24 protein-coding genes and 1 pseudogene are annotated in these 23,441 nt (G+C 71.2%); 17 read left to right on the top strand and 8 right to left on the bottom strand.

What is annotated here, in order from left to right; genetic code table 11:
• Window positions 1-194 precede the first annotated feature (194 nt).
• Entirely contained in the window at window positions 195-1,094 is a 900-nt protein-coding gene (locus AS97_RS20480) for a L,D-transpeptidase family protein (protein ID WP_086710393.1), read from the bottom strand.
• 135 nt (window positions 1,095-1,229) lie between these two features.
• Between AS97_RS20480 and AS97_RS20475 the strand changes: the two genes are divergently transcribed.
• Together AS97_RS20475 and AS97_RS20470 are read left to right on the top strand one after the other, a co-directional pair.
• On the top strand, window positions 1,230-2,819 hold the full coding sequence (locus tag AS97_RS20475; protein ID WP_059143539.1) for a methylmalonyl-CoA mutase family protein: 1,590 nt from the start codon (window positions 1,230-1,232) through the stop codon (window positions 2,817-2,819).
• Window positions 2,820-2,915: 96 nt separating this feature from the next.
• On the top strand, window positions 2,916-3,131 hold the full coding sequence (locus AS97_RS20470) for a hypothetical protein (RefSeq protein WP_043237345.1): 216 nt from the start codon (window positions 2,916-2,918) through the stop codon (window positions 3,129-3,131).
• Window positions 3,132-3,431: 300 nt separating this feature from the next.
• Here AS97_RS20470 and AS97_RS20465 read toward each other — a convergent pair whose 3' ends face one another.
• Together AS97_RS20465 and AS97_RS20460 are read right to left on the bottom strand one after the other, a co-directional pair.
• Window positions 3,432-4,148 (bottom strand): phenylalanine--tRNA ligase beta subunit-related protein, encoded by a 717-nt coding sequence (locus AS97_RS20465; protein ID WP_086710392.1) that lies wholly within the window; start codon window positions 4,146-4,148, stop codon window positions 3,432-3,434.
• A gap of 135 nt (window positions 4,149-4,283) precedes the next feature.
• On the bottom strand, window positions 4,284-4,430 hold the full coding sequence (locus tag AS97_RS20460; RefSeq protein ID WP_107119206.1) for an SCO1431 family membrane protein: 147 nt from the start codon (window positions 4,428-4,430) through the stop codon (window positions 4,284-4,286).
• Between the two features lie 131 nt (window positions 4,431-4,561).
• Here AS97_RS20460 and AS97_RS20455 point away from each other — a divergent pair, with 131 nt between their 5' ends.
• The 5 genes from AS97_RS20455 to AS97_RS20435 all read left to right on the top strand — a co-directional run bounded on the left by AS97_RS20455 (window position 4,562) and on the right by AS97_RS20435 (window position 11,024).
• Entirely contained in the window at window positions 4,562-5,983 is a 1,422-nt protein-coding gene (locus tag AS97_RS20455) for an amidase (protein ID WP_210565406.1), read from the top strand.
• A gap of 130 nt (window positions 5,984-6,113) precedes the next feature.
• Window positions 6,114-6,434: a hypothetical protein gene (locus AS97_RS20450; RefSeq protein WP_161500511.1), complete on the top strand. Its 321-nt coding sequence runs from the start codon at window positions 6,114-6,116 to the stop codon at window positions 6,432-6,434.
• Window positions 6,428-8,509 (top strand): bifunctional polysaccharide deacetylase/glycosyltransferase family 2 protein, encoded by a 2,082-nt coding sequence (locus tag AS97_RS20445; RefSeq protein ID WP_125760376.1) that lies wholly within the window; start codon window positions 6,428-6,430, stop codon window positions 8,507-8,509. The genes AS97_RS20450 and AS97_RS20445 overlap by 7 nt, the downstream gene beginning before the upstream one ends.
• 200 nt (window positions 8,510-8,709) lie before the next feature.
• Complete coding sequence (locus tag AS97_RS20440; protein ID WP_349017596.1) at window positions 8,710-9,774, top strand: LCP family protein; 1,065 nt, start codon at window positions 8,710-8,712, stop codon at window positions 9,772-9,774.
• Between the two features lie 335 nt (window positions 9,775-10,109).
• The gene (locus AS97_RS20435; RefSeq protein ID WP_210564085.1) at window positions 10,110-11,024 is read left to right on the top strand and encodes an IS982 family transposase; all 915 of its coding nucleotides are present in this window, start codon (window positions 10,110-10,112) and stop codon (window positions 11,022-11,024) included.
• An 18-nt stretch (window positions 11,025-11,042) separates the two neighbouring features.
• On the opposite strand, the gene AS97_RS20430 is transcribed toward AS97_RS20435, so the two are convergent.
• Both AS97_RS20430 and AS97_RS20425 read right to left on the bottom strand, forming a co-directional pair.
• Entirely contained in the window at window positions 11,043-11,285 is a 243-nt protein-coding gene (locus AS97_RS20430) for a DUF397 domain-containing protein (protein ID WP_210565405.1), read from the bottom strand.
• The gene (locus AS97_RS20425) at window positions 11,282-12,091 is read right to left on the bottom strand and encodes a helix-turn-helix transcriptional regulator (RefSeq protein ID WP_210565404.1); all 810 of its coding nucleotides are present in this window, start codon (window positions 12,089-12,091) and stop codon (window positions 11,282-11,284) included. The genes AS97_RS20430 and AS97_RS20425 overlap by 4 nt, the downstream gene beginning before the upstream one ends.
• A gap of 116 nt (window positions 12,092-12,207) precedes the next feature.
• Between AS97_RS20425 and AS97_RS20420 the strand changes: the two genes are divergently transcribed.
• Window positions 12,208-12,642 carry an ATP-binding protein gene (locus AS97_RS20420; protein WP_119989341.1) on the top strand — a complete coding sequence of 145 codons (435 nt, stop codon included), beginning with the start codon at window positions 12,208-12,210 and terminating at the stop codon, window positions 12,640-12,642.
• Between the two features lie 492 nt (window positions 12,643-13,134).
• On the opposite strand, the gene AS97_RS20415 is transcribed toward AS97_RS20420, so the two are convergent.
• Window positions 13,135-13,743: a TetR/AcrR family transcriptional regulator gene (locus AS97_RS20415; protein ID WP_078647468.1), complete on the bottom strand. Its 609-nt coding sequence runs from the start codon at window positions 13,741-13,743 to the stop codon at window positions 13,135-13,137.
• A 96-nt stretch (window positions 13,744-13,839) separates the two neighbouring features.
• Between AS97_RS20415 and AS97_RS20410 the strand changes: the two genes are divergently transcribed.
• The gene (locus AS97_RS20410; RefSeq protein ID WP_210565403.1) at window positions 13,840-14,589 is read left to right on the top strand and encodes an SDR family oxidoreductase; all 750 of its coding nucleotides are present in this window, start codon (window positions 13,840-13,842) and stop codon (window positions 14,587-14,589) included.
• Between the two features lie 193 nt (window positions 14,590-14,782).
• On the opposite strand, the gene AS97_RS20405 is transcribed toward AS97_RS20410, so the two are convergent.
• The gene (locus tag AS97_RS20405; protein ID WP_059143536.1) at window positions 14,783-15,514 is read right to left on the bottom strand and encodes an FCD domain-containing protein; all 732 of its coding nucleotides are present in this window, start codon (window positions 15,512-15,514) and stop codon (window positions 14,783-14,785) included.
• 132 nt (window positions 15,515-15,646) lie between these two features.
• Between AS97_RS20405 and AS97_RS20400 the strand changes: the two genes are divergently transcribed.
• The 8 genes and pseudogenes from AS97_RS20400 to AS97_RS47475 form a co-directional block, all read left to right on the top strand.
• Complete coding sequence (locus tag AS97_RS20400) at window positions 15,647-16,159, top strand: gluconokinase (protein WP_059143535.1); 513 nt, start codon at window positions 15,647-15,649, stop codon at window positions 16,157-16,159.
• A gap of 19 nt (window positions 16,160-16,178) precedes the next feature.
• A complete protein-coding gene (locus AS97_RS20395) occupies window positions 16,179-17,576 on the top strand; it encodes a gluconate:H+ symporter (RefSeq protein WP_059143534.1) in 1,398 nt (465 codons plus the stop codon).
• 37 nt (window positions 17,577-17,613) lie between these two features.
• Window positions 17,614-18,384 carry a glucose 1-dehydrogenase gene (locus tag AS97_RS20390; RefSeq protein WP_125760375.1) on the top strand — a complete coding sequence of 257 codons (771 nt, stop codon included), beginning with the start codon at window positions 17,614-17,616 and terminating at the stop codon, window positions 18,382-18,384.
• Window positions 18,385-18,438: 54 nt separating this feature from the next.
• Entirely contained in the window at window positions 18,439-19,470 is a 1,032-nt protein-coding gene (locus tag AS97_RS20385; protein ID WP_125760374.1) for an L-idonate 5-dehydrogenase, read from the top strand.
• 21 nt (window positions 19,471-19,491) lie between these two features.
• On the top strand, window positions 19,492-19,857 hold the full coding sequence (locus AS97_RS20380; RefSeq protein WP_185930125.1) for a hypothetical protein: 366 nt from the start codon (window positions 19,492-19,494) through the stop codon (window positions 19,855-19,857).
• On the top strand, window positions 19,854-20,846 hold the full coding sequence (locus AS97_RS20375; protein WP_210565402.1) for a hypothetical protein: 993 nt from the start codon (window positions 19,854-19,856) through the stop codon (window positions 20,844-20,846). The genes AS97_RS20380 and AS97_RS20375 overlap by 4 nt, the downstream gene beginning before the upstream one ends.
• A 105-nt stretch (window positions 20,847-20,951) precedes the next feature.
• Window positions 20,952-22,355: a CoA transferase gene (locus AS97_RS20370; RefSeq protein ID WP_125761696.1), complete on the top strand. Its 1,404-nt coding sequence runs from the start codon at window positions 20,952-20,954 to the stop codon at window positions 22,353-22,355.
• Window positions 22,356-22,441: 86 nt separating this feature from the next.
• Window positions 22,442-22,629 (top strand): annotated as a pseudogene (locus AS97_RS47475) (transposase); the annotation flags it as partial.
• A 95-nt stretch (window positions 22,630-22,724) separates the two neighbouring features.
• Here AS97_RS47475 and AS97_RS20360 read toward each other — a convergent pair.
• Window positions 22,725-23,426, bottom strand: a complete 702-nt coding sequence (locus tag AS97_RS20360; RefSeq protein WP_125761700.1) for a TMEM175 family protein — start codon at window positions 23,424-23,426, stop codon at window positions 22,725-22,727.
• Window positions 23,427-23,441: the final 15 nt, after the last annotated feature.

Below are 23,441 nucleotides of genomic sequence, written 5' to 3'. Positions count from 1 at the left end.
AAGAAATGGGCCGACTGGTCATCGGCCGCGCGGGAGCCGAGGTTCCCCCCGTACCGACGGCTCCGCGCATTCGGCGCGGGCAGAGCACGTTCCCCCGGCTCTGCCCGCGCCGCTCGCCCTTTGCGCTCTCAACCGGCGCCGCTCGCACGGACCGGGTCCTCGCCGTCGGGGTTGCTCAATCGATGGTTGCGGCCCTACTTGTAGACGACGACCTTGTCGCCCGCCTTGACCTTGGCGAAGAGCGCAGCGATCTTCTTCTTGTCGCGGACGTTCACACAGCCGTGCGAGGCGCCGCTGTAGCCGCGGGCGGCGAAGTCCGACGAATAGTGCACCGCCTGACCGCCGCTGAAGAACATCGCGTACGGCATCGGGGTGTGGTAGATCGTCGACACATGGTCCCGGCTCTTGAAGTTGACCTGGAACAGCCCCTCCCGGGTCGGGGTGTACTCCGAGCCGAAGCGCACATCCATCGCCGACACCACCCGCCCGCCCACCATCCAGGCCAGGGTGCGGCTGCTTTTGCTGATGCACAGCACCCGGCCGGTCAGGCACCGCGGATCCGGCTTGGCCAGCGGAAGAGTGGTCGGCGGATACAGCTGGTCGTGCGTGGGCGTCTTGGTCGCCGAGCGCAGTGAGGTCCAGGTGCGCCGGCTCACCGAGCCGGTGACCGAGAGGCCGTGGCCCCGCTGGTACGCGCTGACCGACGCCTGCGTGATCGTGCCGTAGTAGCCCGTCGGGTTCCGGTTGAAGAGGCCGAGTGCGCGCAGCCGAGCCTGGAGTTCGCGCACCCGGTCCCCGCTGGTGCCGACGGCGATCACGGGCGGGGCCACCCTCGGCGCGGTGGGCCGCGGTGTGACGGGCTTCGTGGTGCGCGGCGGGGGCGCCACGACCCGCTTGGGCTTGGGCTTGGCCTTGTGCGTGAACGTGCGATGCGGCCGGGGCGTCTCCCGCGCGGGTGCGCTCGTACTGGCCTTGGCCCGCGGTCTCTCCTGCCCCCGGCCGTCCACGGTCGCTTCTCCCGCCCGGCACCCCGCGACCAGTGCCGCCGCCGTGGCCGTGGCCAGCGCCGTGCCGACCACCGCTGTCCGGTGCATCTGAATCCCCCACTCCCCGATCTTTTTGCTCTGAATGCTTCCCGAAGCTGCCAGGAGGCGAACATCGACGCATGCTGTGAGCAAGGCCCCGTACCGGGAGAACGCCCGGTATCAGCCACCAGGAGGCGTGGACCCATGGCGCGCGAGTCGGAGTCGGGATTCCCCGTCGAGCCGGTGTACGGGCCCGGCGCGCTCAGCGGCTGGGATCCGGCCGGGCGGCTGGGCGAGCCCGGGGAGTACCCCTTCACCCGCGGGGTCTATCCGACGATGTACACCGGCCGCCCCTGGACGATGCGGCAGTACGCGGGGTTCGGCACCGCCGCCGAGTCCAACGCCCGCTACCGGCAGTTGATCGAGCACGGCACCACCGGACTGTCGGTGGCCTTCGACCTGCCGACCCAGATGGGCTACGACTCCGACGCGCCCCTCGCACACGGCGAGGTCGGCAAGGTGGGCGTGGCCATCGACTCGATCGAGGACATGCGGGTGCTGATGGGGGGCATTCCGCTGGACCGGGTCTCGACCTCCATGACCATCAACGCGCCCGCGGCCCTGCTGCTGCTCCTCCACCAACTCGTGGCCGAGGAGCAGGGCGTGGCCGGGAGCCGGCTGACCGGCACCATCCAGAACGACATCCTCAAGGAGTACATCGCCCGCGGCACCTATATCTTTCCGCCCGGCCCCTCGCTGCGGCTGGTCGCGGACATCTTCAAGTACTGCAAGGCCGAGCTGCCGAAGTGGAACACCATCTCGATCTCCGGTTACCACATGGCGGAGGCCGGGGCCTCGCCCGCGCAGGAGATCGCCTTCACCCTGGCCGACGGCATCGAGTACGTCCGTACGGCCGTCGCGGCGGGGATGGACATCGACGACTTCGCACCCCGGCTCTCCTTCTTCTTCGTCTCCCGCACCACGCTGCTGGAGGAGGTCGCCAAGTTCCGCGCCGCGCGCCGGATCTGGGCGCGGGTGATGCGGGAGGAGTTCGGCGCCCGCGATCCGAAGTCCCAGATGCTGCGCTTCCACACCCAGACCGCGGGCGTCCAGCTCACCGCCCAGCAGCCCGAGGTGAACCTCGTACGCGTCGCCGTCCAGGGCCTGGCCGCCGTGCTCGGCGGCACCCAGTCGCTGCACACCAACGCCTTCGACGAGGCCCTCGCGCTCCCGACCGGCACCTCCGCCCGGCTGGCGCTGCGCACTCAGCAGGTGCTGGCGTACGAGACCGATGTGACGGCGACCGTGGACCCCTTCGCGGGCTCCTACGCCGTCGAGGCGCTGACCGACGCCGTCGAGGCGGCGGCCGTCGATCTGATGCGGCGGGTCGAGGACCTGGGCGGTGCGGTGGCCGCCATCGAGCGGAACTTCCAGAAGGAGGAGATCGAGCGGAGCGCCTACCGGATCGCCCAGGAGACGGAGGCGGGGACACGGGTGGTGGTCGGCGTCAACCGCTTCCAGCTGGAGGAGGAGGCGCCGTACGAGCCGCTGCGGGTGGACCCGGAGATCGAGGCCCGGCAGTGCGACCGGCTCGCCCGGCTGCGCGCCGAACGCGACCGGTCGGCGGTGGGCGCGGCGCTCTCCTCCCTGCGGAAGGCCGCCGAGAGCGAGCCGGGCACGGCCAATGTGCTGTACCCGATGAAGGACGCGCTCGCGGCGCGGGCCACGCTTGGTGAGGTGTGCGATGCGTTGCGGGAGGTGTGGGGGACGTACAAGCCGGTGGACGCGTTCTGAGGCCGGAGTCGGTCCGGGGCTGGTCCGGGGCGGGCCCGTTGGCCGGTCCGGGGCCGGTCCGGGGCCGTTGTCAGGGGGTTGGGTGACACTGGAGCCATGTCGTCGTCACCCCGCCGCGCCTGCCCGGTCTGCACCCGTGAGATCGCGGTCGTCGGTGGGCGCTTCGCCCGCCATGACCCGCCGGGGCGGCGCTCCGCCCTTGAGCTGATCTCCTGCCCCGGTTCGCGGCGGATCGCGCCGCTGCTGACCACTCCGCCGAAGCTCTTCGGGGAGGACGAGCCGCCGACGCCGGGGCAGCAGTCGCTGTTCTAGGACGGGCTCACCGGCCGGGCACCGCTCCGGCGCCGCCTGGAAGTGTCCGGATCTTGGCGCCTGCGGCGAGCTGTTCCCCTCCCCGCCCCTTCCCGCGGCGTCGATATGCGGCTCCGCCGCGTGGTGGGGCTCCGCCCCAGATCCTGGGTCAGGCTGGCCCGGTGCTCGGGCCCGGTCGTCGTGGTGTGCCGGCGTGCTGGGGTGTTGGGGGGCTCTGCTCCAGCCCCCGGGGTCCGGGGGCGGAGCCCCCGGTTTCGGGAAGGGGCGGGTAGGGGAAAGACCCGCCGCCCAGTGGCCCCGCTACGCCGCCGCGCCCACCAGCCGCGAGGCGAGCGTCACCCCCGGGCTGGCGTCCGTCAGGGCCTCCATCAGCTGGTCGCCGGCTGCCTTCAGCGCCGTGTCGTCCATCGGCCCCAGCGCGTCCAGCACGAACATCGCCCGGGTAGTGGCATGGGTGAGCCGGGTGCGGGTGCACTGGCGCCAGTTCCAGCGGCGGCAGGTGACGCCCGCCTCGTCGCGCCAGACCACCTCGCCGGGCGACGGGTGCTCCACCACGGGCTCGCCCCCGGCCGTCGTCTCGAAGGTCTCGTCGCCCTCGGCACGCACCAGCCGGGCCGCGCCCACGTAGTGGTCGAGGTCCTCGCCGCCGAGGGGGATCACATGCGCGACCGAGATCGCGTTGTAGATGTCGGTCAGCCGGTCCACCCGGGGCAGCCCGGCGGGCGCGCGCCGCAGCAGGGCCTCCGCGCTGGGCCGGGTGCGCTGGGGCTTCGCCCCGAAGGCGCGGAACGCCTCGCGCCAGGCGGCCAGATGCGGATGCTCCTCCACCGGCCCGTCCCCGAACCGCTCCCGCGCCGCCTGCTCCGCGTCGGCCAGCAGCCGCTCGCTCAGCTCGTCGCTCGGCCCGGGACGCAGCCCCTCGGCGGTGAGGAGCAGCGCCCGGTAGTCGGGGCGCAGGGCGTGCACGGCGGGGTCGATGGCGGCGGAGTCCAGCCAGCCTGCGGCGTCGTTCGTCATGCGGTCCACTATGACATACGGTGCGGTGCAGTGTGATGTACGGGCGCCGGGGGCACCCCGCACGGGCGCTCGGCCCGCTACCTCGAGGTGCGATCCACTGACTAGGCCCCCGGTCGTGGCGCAGGCCGCGCGCCCCTAAAACAGTCCGAGCTGGGTGGTGAGCAAGGCGAGGACGACGACGAGCGACCAGCCGAGCAGATGCTCCAACAGGTGATCCTCGCCGTCGGAGGGGCCTCCGGTGCGGGAGTGGAGGCCGATACGGCGCGCCGCGATGTCGGTCATGCGGGTGTCCTCTGTGCTCAGCGATGATCGTGATGAAAGTGATGAAACGGGTCATCACCGTTGCCCAGGGTGCGCGGAGCAGCCGCCAGGGGTAAAGGGGAAGTGGCCGAACTCACCCGAGGAGGACCACGGTGACCAGCGTCATTCCCAAGGGTCTGGGCGAGCAGCTCCGTGCCCTGGCCGGAGGCGAGGTGACCTCCCATGCGCTGGTCGAGCAGGCGCTCGAGCGCATCGCCGAGACCCAGCCCACCCTGAACGCCTTCCGCCGCATCCGCGCCGAGGCCGCCCTGCGCGAGGCCGCCGAGGCCGACCGGCGGCTGGCGGCGGGGGAGCGGCTGCCGCTGCTCGGGGTGCCGCTCGCGGTCAAGGACGATACCGATGTGGCGGGCGAGCCCACCGCCTTCGGCTGCTGCGGCGACTTCCCGGCCAAGGTCGAGGACGGCGAGGCGGTGCGGCGGCTGCGGGCGGCCGGGGCCGTGATCGTCGGCAAGACCAACACCCCCGAGCTGGGCCAGTGGCCGTTCACCGAGGGCCCCGCCTTCGGCCACACCCGCAACCCCTGGAACCCGGAGTACACCCCCGGCGGCTCGTCCGGCGGCGCCGCGGCCGCCGTCGCCGCCGGTCTGGTCCCCGCCGCGCTCGGCTCCGACGGCGCGGGCTCGGTCCGCATCCCCGCCGCCTGGACGCACCTGATCGGCATCAAGCCCCAGCGCGGCCGGATCTCCACCTGGCCGGACGCCGAGTCGTTCAACGGCATCACCTGCAACGGCCCGCTCGCGCGTACGGTCGCCGACGCGGCGCTGCTGCTGGACGCCGTCAGCGGCAACCGCGAGGGGGATCTGCACTGCCCGGAGCCGGTGGATGTGCTGTCCGCGGTGGACCGCGACCCGGGGCGGCTGCGGATCGCCCTCTCCTTCAAGACGGCCTTCACCGGCACTCCCAAGCGGCTGGACCCGCTCGTGCGGGCCTCGGTCGTCCGGCTCGCCGAGCGGCTGGCGGCCCTCGGCCATGAGGTCGTGGAGGCCGAGCCACGCTACGGGCTCGTGGGCTTCTCGTTTCTGCCGCGCGCCACGGCCGGGCTCTTCGAATGGTCCGGCCGCGTCCCCGATCCACTGCAGCTCGACATCCGCACCCGCCACGCCGCCCGCAACGGCCGGCTGCTGGGCGGCGCGGTGCTGCGGTGGGCGCGGTCGTACGAGGAGCCGCTGCGGCGCCAGGTCGGCGCGATCTTCCAGCGCTTCGACGTCGTCCTCTCCCCGACGACGGCCACGCCCCCGCTGCGGATCGGCGCCATGGCCGCGCTGTCGGGGTGGCAGACCGATCGGGCCATGATCGCGGCGTGTCCGTACGCCTGGCCTTGGAATGTGCTGGGGTGGCCCGCGATGAACGTCCCCGCCGGGTTCGCCGACCCCGAGCGCACGCTGCCGCTGGGCGCCCAGCTCCTCGGCCCGGCCAACAGTGAGCCCGTGCTGATCTCACTGGCGGCCCAGTTGGAGGCCGACCAGCGGTGGTACGAGCACCGGCCCCAGGTGTCCCGCCCCGGCCCGCAGTGACCCTTCTCTCACCCTTTTCAGACATACCCGCTTGAGAGAGAAATGCCAGGCCACGGCTACCTCCGGTAATAAGGAGGGCGCCATCTGGCGTGGTCATAAGCGTGCGAACGCATCACTACACTTCCGCCACATGGTGAAGAGGGTGGCCGAAAAGCGTCGGAGAAGAAAACAGAAGGGTCAGATATTCGTCAATGCCTCCGGCGGTCGGAGGCAGCTTCTGGCGCTCGCGGCGCTGGCTGTCGGCTGTGCCTGCGTCGGTTATCTGCTGCTGCTCGTGGCGGCCCTGTCCGGTGTGCTGTGGCAGGACGACCAGGAGCCGCCCAGGACCGCCGAGCGGTCCACCACCGGCAGCGCCCCGGCCGTGGAGCCCTGGCCCGGTTCGTACACCTACGGGACCGCGGTGACCGACCCCCTTGCCGCCGACTCACCGTCCGGGGGCGGCCACTGGTGAGCAGGCACGCACACCGCCCCGAGCCGCGCGGCCACTGGCTGCTGCTGATCGTCGTCGTCTCCGCGGTCGCCGCCGCATTGGTGTTCGAAGGCTGGACCACCCACGAGGCCGCCTCCCAGCCGACGCGCCGCCCCTGTACGAGTCCCATCCCGAAGGCCGCCGACACCGGGAAACCGGTGGTGCGCATCGCCGGCGGCAGGGTGCAGACGGCCGGGATGCCGGCCCGCACCGTCGCCCTCACCTTCGACGGGGGCCCCGACCCCGTCTGGACCCCACGCCTGCTGGGCCTGCTGCGCGCGCACCACGCGCACGCCACCTTCTTCCTCTCCGGCGTCGAGGCGGCCCGCCACCCCGAGCTGGTGCGACGGATCCGCGACGCGGGCCATGAGATCGGCTCGCTCACCTACACCGGCTCCGACCTGGGCTCGGCGTCCGCCGTGCGCACCCGGCTGGAGCTGTCCCTGACCCAGACGGCGCTGGCGGGCAGCGCGGGGACCACCACCAAACTGCTGCGGCTGCCGCTCACCGCCCAGGCCGACACGATGTGCGGCGGCGAGTGGACGGCCGCCCGGCGCGCCGCCGAGCAGGGGTATCTGCTGGTCGCGGCCGACCGGCCGGACCGGAAGCCGGAGCGGGGCGTCATCCAGCAGTACAGCCAGACGGACGGCGCCTACAGCGAGATCAAGAAGCTCTTCCGGAATCGGAAGATCGAGAAGTACACGACGGTGTCCGAGGGGCTCGGCCAGGCACCGGTCAACACCCCCGCCTCCACCGTCGGCCAGGTGCAGGGCAAGGCGCTGCTCCAGGTCCAGTCCATCGGGCACGCCTTCGTCCAGGCCATGACCTGGGTGCTCGGCGTCGCGGGCGCGCTGGCCCTGCTGCGGCTGCTGCTGCTCGTCTTCTTCGCGCGGTCCCATGTCCGGCGCCTGCATCGCTTCCGGCCCGGCTCGCCCTGGTTGCGCGAGGTCAACGAGCCGGTGACGGTGCTCATCCCCGCCTACAACGAGGAGGCGGGCATCGAGTCCACCGTGCGGTCACTGCTCGCCTCCACCCACCCGCAGCTCCAGATCATCGTGATCGACGACGGCTCGACCGACCAGACCGCGGACCTCGCCACCTGGATCGATGACCCCCGCGTCTCGGTGATCCGCCAGCCCAACGCGGGCAAGGCGGCTGCCCTCAACACCGGCTTGGTCCACGCCCACCACGACATCGTGGTGATGGTCGACGCCGACACCGTCTTCGAACCGGACGCCATCCACCAGCTCATCCAGCCGCTCGCCCACCCGGCCATCGGCGCGGTGAGCGGCAACACCAAGGTGGGCAACCGCCGTCGGATGCTGGGCCGGTGGCAGCATCTGGAGTACGTCTTCGGCTTCAACCTCGACCGCAGGATGTACGAGATGCTGGAGTGCATGCCGACCGTGCCCGGCGCGATCGGGGCCTTCCGGCGGGACGCGGTGATGGGCGTCGGCGGCGTCAGCGAGGACACCCTCGCCGAGGACACCGACCTCACGATGGCTCTGTGGCGGGGCGGTTGGCGGGTGGTCTACCAGGAGTCCGCCGTCGCCTGGACCGAGGTGCCCACCTCGCTGCGCCAGCTGTGGCGGCAGCGGTACCGCTGGTGCTACGGCACGCTTCAGGCCATGTGGAAGCACCGCCGCGCCCTCCGCGAGGTCGGCCCGGCCGGACGCTTCGCCCGCCGAGCACTGCCCTACCTCTTCCTCTTCCAGGTGGTGCTGCCGCTGCTCGCCCCCATCGTGGACGTCTTCGCCCTGTACGGCGTGGTGTTCGCCGATCCCGTGGAGTCGATCGGGGTGTGGCTCGCCTTCCTCGTGGTGCAGCTGTTGGGCGCCGGATACGCGCTGCGGCTGGACAAGGAACGGCTGCGGGCGCTGTGGGCGATGCCCTTCCAACTCGTCGTCTACCGGCAGTTGATGTACCTCGTGATCATCCAGTCCGTGGTCAGCGCCCTGTTCGGCACCCGGCTGCGCTGGCACCGCATGCAGCGGTCCGGCTCCGCCGGGGAACAGCGGATCGTCGGACCGGCCGGACACCAGAGTCTGTCCAAGTGAGCGGGGGCTGGAGAAGCATGTCGAACTCATGGCCAAGCGAGGGCTCGTGGCCCGCCCAGGGCTCATGGCCGGGCCATGCCCCATGGCCGGGCGAGGACCCATGGCTGGGCAATACTCCACGGCCGGGCGAGGTCCCACGGCCGGGCAATGCCCCATGGCCGGGCGGCGACCCGCAGTCTTTGGCGCCGCACCACCAGCCTTTGACGCCGCGCCACCGGATACCGCCGGACCCGTACCGGCAGCGTGACGAGGGAGACGGCGCCGAGGCACCCACCCCCGGTCGCCGGTGGCCCCGGCGGCTGCGGCGCACGGTGGTCGTCCTGCTCGCGGTAGTCCTGGTCGGGGCCGTCTCCACGTACGGCTGGGCCTGGTCCCAGCTGAACAACGACGTCGACCTGGCCAAGGTCGAGCACCGCCCCGCGCCGGGCAAGGGCACCAACTACCTCATCGTGGGCTCCGACAGCCGTGACGGTCTCTCCCAGGACGACAAGAAGAACCTGCACACCGGCTCGGCCGAGGGCCGCCGCACCGACTCGATGATGGTGCTGCACACCGGAGCCCACGGCGCCACGATGGTGAGCCTGCCGCGTGACTCATGGGTGACCCTCCCGCCGTTCACCTACCCCATGACCGGTAAGCGTCCCGGGCCGTCGAAGAACAAGCTCAACGCCGCGTTCTCGCTGGGCGGTCCCGAGCTGCTGGTGCGCACCATCGAGTACAACACCGGGCTGCGGATCGACCACTACGCGGAGATCGGCTTCGCGGGCTTCGTCAACGTGGTCAACTCGGTGGGCGGCGTCCGGATGTGCCTCGACAAGCCCATCAAGGACAAGAAGTCGGGCGCCGATCTGAAGGCGGGCTGTCAGATGCTGGACGGCCGCCAGGCCCTGGCCTTCGTCCGCCAGCGCCACCAGGAGGCCAACGGTGACCTCGGCCGCAGCCAGAACCAGCAGAAGTTCCTCGCGGCGCTGGCGAAGCGGGCCGCGCAGCCGGACCAGGTCTTCGTTCCCTGGAAGTCCCTGCCGACCGTCGGCGCGGGCCTCGACACGCTCATCGTGGACAAGGGGTCCGATCTACGGACGCTGATGTCGTTGTTCCAGGCGATGAAGCGGGTCTCGGGCGGCGACGGCAACCGGCTGAACGTCCCTGTGGCCGACCGCAGTTTCGCGACGTCCAAGGGCGACGCGCTGAAGTGGGACGAGGGGCGGGCGAAGCGGCTCTTCGAGCGGCTGCGGAACGATCAGCCGGTGGGTCGCCGCGGGTAGGGGGCGCGGGGGTCTTTCCCCTCCCCGCCCCTTCTCGAAACTGGGGCTCCGCCCCAGACCCCGAACGGGGCTCCGCCCCGGGCCCCGGGCCCCGGATGGGGTTCTGCCCCGGGCCTCGGACGGGGTTCTGCCCCAGGCCCTGGACCGGGCTCCGCCTCAGACCTCGGGGGCCAGGGGCGAAGCCCCTGCCACGCGGCGGAGCCGCATATCGATACCGCGAGAAGGGGCGGGGAGGGGTTCAGCCCGCCGTAGGCGTCAAGGCCCGCCGGGCCCCTAGATGATCAATTCCAAGGGGTGTGTGCGGGCATGAGAACGAGGGTGTCCAAGATCGTTGTGTGACGAACAACCAGGACACCCTCGCGACCGCACTTTACGCGACCACCGACGACCTGCTGAAGGAGCGTCCGGACCTGGCATCATGGCGCCCGCCGGTCGGCATCGCACCCCGCCTGAGTGATGCCGAACTGGTCACCCTCGCCGTGATGCAGGCCCTGCTCGGCTTCACTTCCGAGGCCAGGTGGATCCGTCACGCCCGTACCCATCTGCGGCACCTCTTCCCGTACCTGCCGCAGCAGCCCGGCTACAACAAGCGGCTGCGCAAGGCCGCCGGCCTGCTGCGACGGGTCACCCGGATCCTGGCCACCACATCCTCGGTGTGGAGCGACGACGTGTGGGTCGTGGACTCCACCCCGGTGGAATGTGGCCGATCCCGCGAAACCGTCAAACGCTCGGACCTGGCCGGATGGGCCCAGTACGGCTACTGCGCCAGCCACAGCCGATTCTTCTGGGGCCTGCGCCTGCACCTGATATGCACCCTCCAGGGCCTGCCAGTCGCCTTCGCCCTTACCGGAGCAAAAGCCGACGAGCGCGAGACCCTCCTCGACCTCCTCGCCGCCGAACCCGGCCTTCTCCAAGGTCGAACCGGGCAGACGCTGATCGGCGACAAGAACTACTACGGTCGCGCCTTCGAACATGAACTCGCAGAGCACGGAATCCAACTACTGCGGCCCGCCCGCAAGGGCGAACGGCAGCGGCCGGGCGCGCATCTGTTCAAGCCCTTGCGGCAGGTCATCGAGTCGATCAACGAGACGTTCAAGGGACAGCTTGACCTCGAACAGCACCGGGGCCGCACACCCGGCGGCGTGGTCGCCCGCGTCATGCAGCGAATCCTCGCCCTGACCGCAGCGGTCTGGCACAACGACGCCACCGGACACACCGTCCTACGTTCCCTGACCGCCTACGATCACTAACCCCTTGGAATAGATCATCTAGTTGTTGCTGGCGTACGTGACGAACGCGGTCCAGGCGGTGGGGGTGACGGTGAGCTGGGGGCCGTTGGGGTTCTTGGAATCGCGGATGTGGATGGTGGAGGGGGTAGGGGCCGACACCTCTACGCATGAGGGCCCGTCGTTGCTGCTGTAGCTGCTCTTCGTCCATGCCACCTCAACGCACTCAGGGCCGTCGTTGCTGCTGTAGCTGCTCTTGGTCCACTCGTTGGACTTGAGGGTCATGTCTCTCCCCGCAGTTTCTCGATGAAGGCCAGAGACTCACGCGGTGTGAGGGCCTGCGCCCGGATGATCCCATACCGAATGTCAAGGATCTGGACCTCTTTGGGGTCGGAGATCAGTCGGTTGAACAACTGGGCCTCCCAGTGACCTACCGTCGTGCCGTCGTTGAGCTTCAGCAGCTGGAGCTGCCCGCCCATTCCGGCATGGTCCTCGCGGTTTGTCGGCATCACCTGGATTTCGACGTGCCTCAACTGACCTAGTTCCAATAGGTGTTCGAGCTGGCGGCGCAGGACCATTTTGCCCCCGAGTGGGCGCCGCAGCGTCACTTCTTCCTGGACGAATGTCAGCGTGGACGCTGGACGTCGCTCGAAGATCTCCTGCCGGGCCATTCGCGCCGCCACGTGCTGCTCGACCTCGTCCTCCGAGTACGAGGGCCGTCGCATGTCGTACAACGCGCGGGCGTACTCGGGTGTCTGAAGTAACCCGTGCACGTTGTGGTTGCCGTACGCCCCCAACTCGACGGCTTCGGCCTCCAACTTCGCCAGATCCCGAACCTTCTTCGGGTAGCGGGCCTCCACAACGTCCTTCTTCAGCGCAGCGATCTTGCCGCCCGCCTCCAATACTCGATCCGCGTTCTCCAAGAACTCCGGGCTGGGGATGCGCCGGGCCCGTTCGACGGCCGAAACCTGCTCCTCGCCGTAACCGATCGCCGCCCCCAACTCGGCCTGTTTCAGCCCGGCCGCTTCGCGCCACAACTTGATCTGACGGCCGACCGTCCTCAGGACCGCGCCGCTCTCCTCATCCTCCATACGGGACCACCTCCCACCCGGCGCCGCCGGACAGGCCCGGACCAGGGCCGGACAGTCACTGCCCGTATCGGCGTCGCTACTTTTCAGCCTATTCGTACGCGGCCACTCTGAGTGACGTGAGCCAACAAATCACTCGAACCGACACTTCCGTTTCGCCCTTCACCGTCCTGCTCTCGGCCACCCGCAAGGGCGCCCGCCTGGCACGACTCCTCGGGACGGAACGCATCCGCTCATGGGGCCTGCCGCATGAGACGGCGGCGTTGATCATCGCCGAGCTGGCCGCGAACGCCGCGCTGCACGGCCGCGTCCCGGGGCGGAACTTCCGGCTGACACTCACCGTCACCGGCTCCACCCTCCGTATCGAGGTGCGGGACCCCCGGGTCGAACGGCTGCCGACCGTTCGCCCGGCCCCCGAGCCCGAGGCGCCGCGCGAGTGCGGGCACGGGCTGCTGCTGGTCGATGAGTTGGCCGACCGGTGGGGCGTCGTGCCCGAGTTGATCGGCAAGACGGTGTGGGCGGAGATCGGTCCCGGTGATCTGAGCGGGGCCTGATCGGCTCGGCTGAGTGCGGCTTTCGTCTCGCGCCTTCGGCGCAATTGAGCAGCGGGCAGGGGAGCGGGGGCGCGGGGCGCGCCGCCGACCGCCGGGCCGGTGGGGCAGAGGGCCGGTGGCGGCTCCCGTTGTCCGGGGCCAAGGTGGACGCCGGACAGCAGGGGGTTGGGGTACCCCTCTCGAAATTGCTTGATGTATTAGTTGCGCCATATCAAGCATTTTTCGAAGGGGTACCCCAACCCCCCCTTGCCGCCCGCAGTCCGGAGGGACCCCGGCCCCCGAACACGAAAGCCGCCACCGGCGCCCACACCCGCAGCCCCGCCGCCCGGCGGCGAACCCGCGCCTCCCACTCCCTGCCCGCTGCTCAATTGCGCCGAAGGCGCGAGACGAAACCCGCACGTTTTCGCGACTCCCCGCTGAGATCGGGACCCACGGGGTGTCCGGCAGGGACGGGAGCGGCCTGCCGCAGGCGTCACGGTCCGTCGGCCCCTCCTAGGCGGGCGGCCAGTTGCGCAGCGCCATGTCGGCCACCTGCTGCAGCTCCTCCTGCGTGGCACCGCTGGCCGCTTGGACGGCCATGCCGTTCGCCACGGTCATGAGGTAGCGGGCGAGCACTCCGGGATCGGTGTCGGGTGGCAGGTCGCCTTCGTCGACGGCCTGCCGGAATCGGTCGCGGAGGTGGGCCGTGCCCTCGTTGCGCCAGGCGATGAGGGCGTCGCGGGCGTTGCGTCCGGGGTCGCCGGCGGCGAGGGAGCCCTGGACGCCGAGGCATCCGGCCGGGCAGCCGGGGCGGGTGTTGGCCCGGACGGAGCCGCCCAGGAACGCGGTGGCCACCTGCCGGGCGGTCGGTTCCCGCATCGCCCGCTCCGCGTACGCGGCGGGGCCCTCGGTGTAGCGCTCCAGGGCCTTGCGGAACAGATCCTCCTTGTTGCCGAAGGCCGCGTACATGCTGGTGCGGGTGATGCCCATGGCGCTGGTCAGGTCGGTGAGGCTGGCGCCTTCGTAGCCCTGCTCCCAGAAGACCCGCATGGCGCGTTCGAGGGCCTCGTCGGCGTCGAAGCCCCTCGGTCGGCCGATCGGTGCCTTCTGCCGCGCGTTCATGACATGGAGCATACCTCTTCAGTACCGGTCGGTGCAGAAGTGCGCTACGCTCACTTTCAGTACCGAGCGGTACCGAAATCTATGGAGGTCATTGTCATGGGACAGCTTGAGGGCAAGACCGCCGTCATCACCGGCGGCGGCACCGGGATCGGCCGGGCCACCGCGGTACGGCTGGCGGCCGAGGGCGCGCACGTGTTCATCACCGGTCGGCGGAAGGCCGAGCTGGACGCGGTCGTCGAGGCCATCGGCCCGGCGGGGGCCACCGCCGTGGCGGGTGACGTCACGAACCTGGCCGACCTGGACCGGCTCTACGACGCGGTCCGCGCCCGGGGCCGGGGCCTGGACGTGGTCTTCGCGAACGCGGCGACCGCCGCGTTCGCGACACTGGAGGAGGTCACCGAGGAGCACCTCGACCGGACCTTCGCCGTCAATGTGCGGGGCACGCTGTTCACCGTGCAGAAGGCGCTGCCGCTGCTCAACGACGGCGCCTCGGTGATCCTGAACGCTTCCACCGCCGCCGACAACGGCACGGAGGCGTTCGGCGCGTACGCGGCGTCCAAGGCCGCGATCCGGTCCTTCGCGCGGACCTGGGCCAACGAACTCAAGTGCCGCGGCGTCCGGGTCAACGCGGTCTCGCCGGGCCCGATCGACACTCCGGGGATCACGGACCTCTTCGGCGAGGAGAACGCGGCCGACGCCAGGGGGCACCTCGCCACGACCGCCGCGATCGGCCGGATGGGACGCCCCGAGGAGGTCGCCGCGCTCGTGGCGTTCCTCGCCTCCGAGCAGAGCGGCTTCATCCTCGGCGCCAACTTCTACGTCGACGGAGGCGAGAACCAGATCTGACCCGGGCGCACCCGGCCACGTGTGTATGCGGCATCGGACCTCCTTGTATGAGACCCATCTCTTGGAGGCCCGGCGGTGGGGGCACCCCCGTCCCCCACTGCCCGCCGCCGCTGCTCAATTGCGCCGAAGGCGCGAAACGAAACCCGCACCCGACAGGCGGCCGATGCGGAGCTGGGCAGCTGGACAGGCGTCCTCAGGGCGCCAGGATGTCCAGCTCCCGCAGGGCCCCCACCGTGATCTCCCGCGTATAGCGCTCCGCCGCCTCCGCGTCGCCCGCCCGGACCGCTTCGGCCACCCGGACGTGGAGGGTGACCGCCTCCGGGTCGGGGTCGGTGAACATGACGCGGTGCTGGGTGCGGCCGGTCAGGACCTCGGCGACGACGTCGCCCAGGCGGGCGAACATCTCGTTGCCCGAGGCGCGCAGCACCACGCGGTGGAAGGCGACGTCATGGATCAGGTACGCGGGCAGCTGCTGGCCGCGTGAGGTGGCGACCATGTTGAGGGCGTGCTCGGTGAGTTCGGCGCACTGCTCCGGCGTGGCGTGCTCGGCGGCCAGCGCGGCGGCGGCGGGTTCGATGGCCGAGCGGAGGGCGGTGAGGGAGCGGAGCTGGCGGGGGCGGTCGGGGCCGGCCAGGCGCCAGCGGATGATCTGGGGGTCGAAGACGTCCCACTCCTCGGTGGGGCGCACCGTCACCCCGACCCGGCGGCGGGACTCCACCAGGTGCATGGACTCCAGGACCCGCACCGCCTCCCGGACGACCGTGCGGGAGACGTCGTAGCGCCGCTCCAGCTCATCGGTGCGCAGGACGGTGCCCGGCGGATAGTCGCCCCCGGTGATCGCGGGGCCGAGGGACTCCAGGAGCCGGTCGTGCAGCCCTTGGGGCCTGGGCCTCTGACCACGGCCCTGGGGCCCCTGTTCGTCCATGCGCTCAGCCTACGCGGCCGCCCACCCCTCAAATAAGTATGACTTTTAAGTCACGGACTCTTGAATACGTCGTATCTGTGGGGTTGAGTGTCCCCGGCGCCGAGGTCGAAGAAGACAGCGAGGTTTCACACAATGCACGCCCCCCAGGTTGTCGTGGTCATGGGAGTGTCCGGAACGGGCAAGACCACGGTCGGCCCCCTGCTGGCGGAACAGCTCGGCGTCCCGTATGCCGAGGCCGACGACTTCCACCCACCGGCCAACATCGCCAAGATGTCGGCCGGGACCCCGCTGGACGACGACGACCGGCGCCCCTGGCTGGACGCCATAGGTGCCTGGGCCCACGACCACGCCGAGGGCGGGGGCGTGGTGAGCTGCTCCGCGCTCAAGCGGAAGTACCGCGATCGGCTGCGGTCCGCCGCGCCCGGCATCGTCTTCCTCCATCTGACCGGCGACCGCGAGCTGATCGCCGAGCGGATGAAGGAGCGCAAGGGCCACTTCTTCTCCGGGGAACTGCTCGACTCCCAGCTCGCCACGCTCGAACCGCTGCAGCCGGACGAGTACGGCGTCGCCGTGGACGTCGGCCCGGAACCCGAGCTCATCACCGAGCGGGCCGACGCCGAACTGCGGCGGCTCGAACACCAGTAACGCAGGTTAGGAAACCCCCGTGACCAGACTCAGCGTCGAGATGCTGGCAGCGGACACCGTCGACCCGATCACGTCGGCAAGTCACGCACAGCTCGGCATAGCCGTCCTCGTCGGCATAGCCGTTCTCGTCCTCCTCATCACCCAGACCAAGCTGCACGCGTTCCTGTCGCTGACGATCGGCTCACTGGCGCTCGGCGCCGTCGCGGGAGCCCCGCTCGACAAGGTCATCACCAGCTTCTCGGCCGGCCTCGGGTCGACCGTCGCGGGCGTCGGCGTGCTGATCGCGCTCGGCGCGATCCTCGGCAAGCTGCTCGCCGACTCCGGGGGCGCCGACCAGATCGTCGACACCATCCTCGCCAAGGCGAGCAACCGGACGATGCCCTGGGCGATGGTGCTGATCGCGGGGATCATCGGGCTGCCGCTCTTCTTCGAGGTCGGCATGGTGCTGATGATCCCCGTGGTGCTGCTGGTCGCCAAGCGCGGCAACTTCTCCCTGATGCGCATCGGCATCCCGGCGCTCGCGGGCCTGTCCGTGATGCACGGCCTGGTGCCGCCGCACCCCGGCCCGCTCGCCGCGATCGACGCGGTCCACGCCGACCTGGGGATCACCCTGGCGCTCGGCGTCCTCATCGCCGTGCCCACCGCCATCATCGCGGGCCCGGTCTTCTCGCGCGTCGCCGACCGCTGGGTGCATGTCACCCCGCCGGACCGGCTGATGCCCACGCGGCCGTCGGAGGAGCTGGAGCGGCGTCCCGGATTCGGCGTCACCGTGCTCACCGTGCTGCTCCCGGTCGTGCTGATGCTGATCAAGGCGCTGGTCGACATCGTGGTGGACGACCCGGAGAACACCGTCCAGCGGGTCGCCGACGTCATCGGCGCTCCCCTGATCGCGCTGCTGGCGGCGGTGATCGTGGGCATGTTCACCCTCGGCCGGGCCGCGGGCTTCACCAAGGACCGGATCTCCTCCACCGTCGAGCACTCGCTCGCCCCGATCGCCGGAATGCTGCTGATCGTCGCCGCGGGCGGCGGCTTCAAGCAGACGCTGATCGACATCGGCGTCGGCAAGATGATCATGGACATCTCGCAGGACTGGAACGTCTCCGCGCTGCTGCTCGCCTGGCTGATCGCGGTCGCCATCCGCCTCGCCACCGGCTCCGCGACAGTGGCCACGATCTCGGCCGCCGGGCTGATGACCCCGCTGGCCGCCGATATGTCGAGCACCCATGTGGCGCTGCTCGTGCTGTCCATCGGCGCCGGGTCGCTCTTCTTCAGCCATGTCAACGACGCGGGATTCTGGCTGGTCAAGGAGTACTTCGGGATGAGCGTCGGGCAGACCGTGCGGACCTGGTCGGTGATGGAGTCGATCATCTCCGTGGTCGGGCTCGTCTTCGTCCTGCTGCTGTCCCTGGTGATCTAGGAACTGGTGACATGAGCACCGGAGGGGTACGTACGCCATGACGGCACATCCGCTCTTCGACATCGCGGACCGCACCGCGCTGGTCACCGGCTCCAGCCGGGGCATCGGCCACGCCCTCGCGCGCGGTCTGGTGGAGGCCGGCTGCACGGTGGTGCTCAACGGGCGCGATCCGCACGCCCTCGAGAAGGCCGCCGCCGAGCTCGGCGGCGCGGACGCGGGGGTGCACACCGCCGCGTTCGACGTCACCGACGGCCCGGCCGTGGCGGCCGTTATCGCCGATGTCGAGGAGCGGGTGGGCCCGCTCGACATTCTGGTCAACAACGCCGGGATGCAGAACCGGGCGCCCCTGCTGGAGTTCACCGACGACGCCTGGCGGCAGATCCTGGACACCAACCTCACCAGCGCCTTCCTGGTGGGCCGGGAGGCCGCCCGGCGGATGACCGAACGCGGCCACGGCAAGATCGTCAACATCTGCTCCCTGCAGAGCGAAGTGGTCCGCCCCGGAATCGCCCCCTACGCGGCGACCAAGGGCGCGCTGAAGATGCTCACCAAGGGCATGTGCGCGGACTGGGGCCGGTACGGCATCCAGGTCAACGGGCTCGGACCCGGCTATATCGAGACCGAGCTGACCCGACCGCTGGTCGAGGACGAGGAGTTCAGCTCCTGGGTGCGCGGCCGGACCCCGGCCGGGCGCTGGGGCCGCACCGAGGACCTGGTCGGCGCGCTGCTCTATCTCGCCTCGCCCGCGGCGGACTTCGTGAGCGGACAGGTCCTGTACGTCGACGGCGGCATGACGAGCGTGCTGTGAGCCCTGACGGGCTCTGAACCACGAGAAACCGCGTGAGCTTGAGGAGGCTGGGCGATGGTGCTGGGCTGTGTGATCCACGGGCAGGGTGATCTGCGGATCGAGGAACTCCCCGAGCCGGAACCGGCGCCAGGGCAGGCGCTCGTGGCGATCCGGTACGGCGGGATCTGCGGATCGGATCTCCACTACCACCGGCACGGCGGGGTGGGCGACTTCCGGCTCCAGGAGCCGATGGTGCTCGGGCACGAGGTCGTCGGCACGGTCGTGGCGTACGGCGAGGGTGCGACCGGGCCCGCCGTCGGCACCCCGGTCGCGGTCCACCCGGCAACCCCGTGCGGGGAGTGCCCGGAGTGCTCCGACGGCCGCGCCAACGTCTGCCGCGACACCCGCTATCTGGGCAGCGCCGCGCGCACTCCGCATGTCCAGGGCGGCTTCGCCTCCCACATCGTCGTCCCGGCGGCGCAGCTCCGGGCCCTCCCCGAGGGGCTGGAGCCGCGCCGGGCCGCGCTCGCCGAACCGCTGGCCGTGGCGCTGCACGCGGTGCGGCGGGCGGGCGCGGTGAAGGGCCGCCATGTGCTGGTCACGGGCGCCGGTCCGATCGGCTGTCTGGCCATCGCGGCGGCCCGCGCGGCGGGCGCGGCGACCATCACGGCGACCGATCTGCTGCCCCGCGCCCTGGAGTTCGCGGCGGCGGCCGGGGCGACGGCCTGCGTACGGGCCGACGATCCGGACGACCCGAACTGGCCCTCGGACGAGATGGATGTCGCGATCGAGGCGTCGGGCGTTGCGGCTGGGCTCGACACCTGTCTGCGCCGGGTGCGGCGCGGGGGTGTGGTGGTGCAGCTGGGCATGTTGCCGCCCGGGCAGAGCCCGTTCGCCGGGAATCTCTTGGTCGCTCGGGAGATCGAACTGCGGGGCGCGCTCCGTTTCCACACCGAGTTCGACGATGCGTTGCGTCTGTTGGCGGCCGAGCCGTCGTTCGACGCGCTGATCAGTGGGGTGCGGCCGGCGCGGGAGGCGGTGGAGGCGTTCGGCCAGGCCGCTGACCGGAGCCAGTCGTGCAAGGTGCTGCTGGACTTCGCCAACTGATCGTGCCCTCGGCCGGGGCGGGTGCGCCTGCTGTTCGTGGTGGGTGCGGGTTCCGCTGTGTGCGGCGTCACCGAGCGCGAGGAGCGCATGGCCGCCGAGGGCTACGAGCTGTCGGCGGAGGTGGGCGCGGACCTGTGCCAGGACTACGAGGCGCGCTTCGAGGAGGGGTCGCGCACCGTCGTGGCGGGCATCGAGGCGACCCTGGCGCCGACGGCCTCGCGTGAGGGGGCGTTGGAGGGCCCGTCCTGGCTAGGGGGATCCCTAATCGTGACGTCCGACACCATGGCAGGTCTGGACCAGCCGTGGCACTCTACCGGCGACCAAGCGTCGGACAACGTTGTCCGACGCTCTCGGGTACCTCCAACGGACGTGGAGCTCACCGCATGAGACGTGTCGCCACCTTATTCAGCGCCCTCACTCTCGCCACCCTCGGCTGGACCGCCGGAACCGCCCACGCGGCCCCCGCCCCGTCCCCCTCCGCCGAGGGAGCCGGAACCTCCGTCTCCGCCGAGGAGCAGCGCGCCGCCGCCCGCTTCTGGACGACGGACCGGCTGCGCGCCGCCCAGGACGTCACCGCCCTGCCCGCCGCCCGCACCGCGAAACTCGCGACCGCCCCGCCCACCACGGGCGAGCGGGTGAGCGTGCCCCCGCTCCCGGGTCCCGCCGCCGCCACCTCCGCGCCCTCGACCCGGGCCACCTCCCCCACCGCCTGGACCGGCGGCGGTCTGATCAGCACCACGGCGGGCAAGGTCTTCTTCCAGAACGCCTCGGGCGGCACCTTCGCCTGCTCGGCCACCGTCGCCAACAGCGACAACCGGTCCGTCGTGCTCACCGCCGGCCACTGCGTCGTGGACGCGGCCACCGGCACGGGCTACCGCAACTGGGTCTTCATCCCGGGCTACACAGGCGGCAACCGTCCCTACGGCACCTTCTCCGCCCGCAGTCTGTTCTGGGAGCCCCAGTACGTCTCCACGCGGGGCGACGCCAACTGGGACTACGCTTTCGCCGTCATGAACACGTTGAACGGCCGCACCCTGGCCGAGACCGTGGGCGCGCAGGGCATCGCCTTCAACTCGCAGACCGGCCGCCATGTCCACTCCTTCGGCTACGGAGGCTCGGCCGCCGAGGGCAACGGCGAGCGGCTGAACCACTGCGAGGGCGATGAGTTCCCCGACGCGGGCCGCCCCGGCTCCACGATGTGGGGCATCGACTGCGTCCAGACCGGAGGGTCCAGCGGCGGCGGCTTCCTCGCCGACTTCTCGGGCGGCGGGGGCTATCTGATCGGCAACATCAGCGTCAGCGCCGGTGCGAACGAATACCACCCGACGCTGGGCAATGAGGCCCTCGACCTCTACCGGCGGGCGGGCGCCGCATAGGCCCACCGCCCACTGTGCACGGCCCGCCCTCTCCGTCCCCGACCAGGAGGAGGGGGCGGGGCACTCGCCGTTGGGCGGTCCGGTGCGGCGGCGCACAATGAGCGCATGACGAGGAGCGATGCAGCACCGGACCCCGCCACCGCCCACGCCTGGACCACCCTCGGCGGCGATCCGGCGCTGCTGGGGAACGTGGCGTACCGCGCGGTGAGCGGGGGACTGCCCGCCCGGCTGCCCGTGGCCGAGCTGGCCCGCGCCACCGTGGGCGTGTGCTCGCTGGCCGCCGCCGAACTGGGCGCGCGGCGCTCCGGCGGGGCCGTTCCGGAGGTACGGGTCGACGAGGGCGCCGTCGCCACCGCGTTCGTCAGCGAACGGCACCTTCGTATCGACGGCCGGAGGCCCACCAACTTCGCCCCGCTGTCCGGATTCTGGCGCGCGGCCGACGGATGGGTCCGTACGCACGCCAACTACCCGCACCACCGCGCCCGGTTGCTCGCCGCGCTCGGCCTGTCCGGCGACAGCGGGCCGGACGAACTCGCGGCGGCGCTCGCTGGCCGCCCCGCCCGGGCGATCCAGGAGACCGTGTACGCGGGGGGTGGGCTGGCCGTGGCCGTGGCCGAGCCCGGTGAGAGCGAGATCCCGCTTGGCGAGCTGCCGTTGGTCGAGTCCCGGTGGATTGGGGAGGGCGCGCCGCGTCCGCTTCCGGAGGCGGCCCTGCCCGCGAGCGGGGTGCGCGTGCTCGATCTGACCCGGGTCATCGCCGGGCCGGTGGCCACCCGCACCCTGGCGCTGCTGGGCGCCGATGTGCTGCGCGTCGACTCCCCGGGGCTGCCCGAGGACCCGGACGCACACGCCGACACCGGCTTCGGCAAGCGCTCCGCCGCGCTCGACCTCGGCGCGCCGGAGGGCGGCCGGACCTTGGAGGCGCTGCTCGCCGACGCCGATGTGGTGGTCACCGGCTACCGCCCCGGTGCGCTCGACCGCTTCGGCCTCGCCCCGGACGCCCTGCTGGAGCGCCACCCCGGGCTGATCGTCGCCCAGCTGTGCGCATGGGGCTGGTCCGGGCCCTGGGCCGGGCGGCGCGGTTTCGACAGTCTGGTCCAGGCGGCGACCGGGATCGCCGCGATCGAGGCGAAGGCCGAAGCCGACGCGGACGCGGACGGTCACCCTGGTGTGCTGCCCGCCCAGGCGCTTGACCACGGCACCGGCTATCTGTTGGCGGCGGGGGTCTTGCGGGGGCTGACGGGGCGGCAGGAGGTGGGTGGCGGGCGGCATCTGCGGCTTTCGCTGGCGGGCACGGCGTCGTGGCTTCTGCGCGGTATCGCTCCCGTGCCGCGGGGCGGGGGGCCCGCCTACGACCCGGCGCCTTGGCTGGCCGAGACCGTGTCGGGCCTCGGAACGCTGCGGTACGCCTGCTCGCCGATCGCTTTCCCGGACGGCTCCGTGGACGGCCCACTGGACTGGGCTCGTCCGCCCGGCCGCTTGGGCGTCGACGCCCCGCGCTGGCTCTGAGCCCGGACAGGGGCGGACTTTTCCCTTCCCCGCCCCTTCCCGAAACCGGGGCTCCGCCCCGGCCCCGCTCCTCAAGCGCCGGAGGGGACCTGTGGGGGCGCGGTGCCCCGCTGTTGCCGGTTCGTCCCCCCGGCGGCACCGGTATCCCGGTCGGCTGCCGGCGGATGACCGTGCCGCTCTGCGGGGCATCGTGTATGTGCTGTGCAAGGGTGTGAGCTGGCGGGACGTTCCCGCGGAACGAATCGGCCGCAGTGGGGCGACGGCCTGGCGCCGTCAGGATGTCTTGAGCCATAGCAGCGATCATGTCGAGCTGCGGAACGGCTGTCCCCAGGACTCAGGCGGGTATCCGGGCGGCGGCCGTTCCCGTGGTCAGGGGGCGGTGCGTTGCCGTCGGGAATGCGCCAGCCTCGGCAGGACGGCGAGCAGCAGCAGGCTGTAGTACTGCAGGACGGGTACGGCGAGCGCGATGGCGAAGGCGAGGACCAGGGCGAGGACGTTGAGCCAGCTCTCGGTGTACAAGTCCTGGGCCCTCCGGCGGACCGCCGGGCCGTCTTCCTCGAAAAGTGCCGGGGTGGCTTTCAGGATCCTCAGCATCGCGAACCGGCAGACCATGCCGGCCAGGAGGGTCGAGTAGTAGAACGCCGCCACGAATCGGTCGCGGCCGAAGGTGCCGAGCATCTCCGTCGGCAGAGGAAGGACGACGACGGAGAGCAGCCACCCCATGTTCCATACCATCAGGGAGCGGGTGAACTCCGTGACCGATGAGAAGGCCCGGTGGTGCTCCCGCCAGATGTTCGCGATGACCGCGAAGCTGAGCAGGAAGCTCCAGATCTGGTCGAGGTGACCGGTGATCACCTCGCTGGCGTGCTCGTGGGCGGACGCGGCTTCTGGGACGAGGTCCACCAGCGGCAGGATCAGCAGGGTGATGGAGATCGCGGTCACCGCGTCGGTGAAAAGCACCAGGCGCTCCCCCGAGACGCCCCCCTCGATCCTGTCCGGCGCGGGAACCGACGGCTCTGCCGGGTCGGCCCCTCCCGTCTCGGTCTCGTCGATGACGCCACTGGCACCCATGTTTGCACCTCTCTC

Origin of the sequence: Streptomyces sp. AgN23, from assembly GCF_001598115.1 — a bacterium.
In the GTDB taxonomy this organism is placed as follows: Bacteria; Actinomycetota; Actinomycetes; order Streptomycetales; family Streptomycetaceae; genus Streptomyces; species Streptomyces antimycoticus.
Note: the sequence above shows the minus strand (reverse complement) of the source record. Positions and strands in the feature narration are given on the sequence as shown.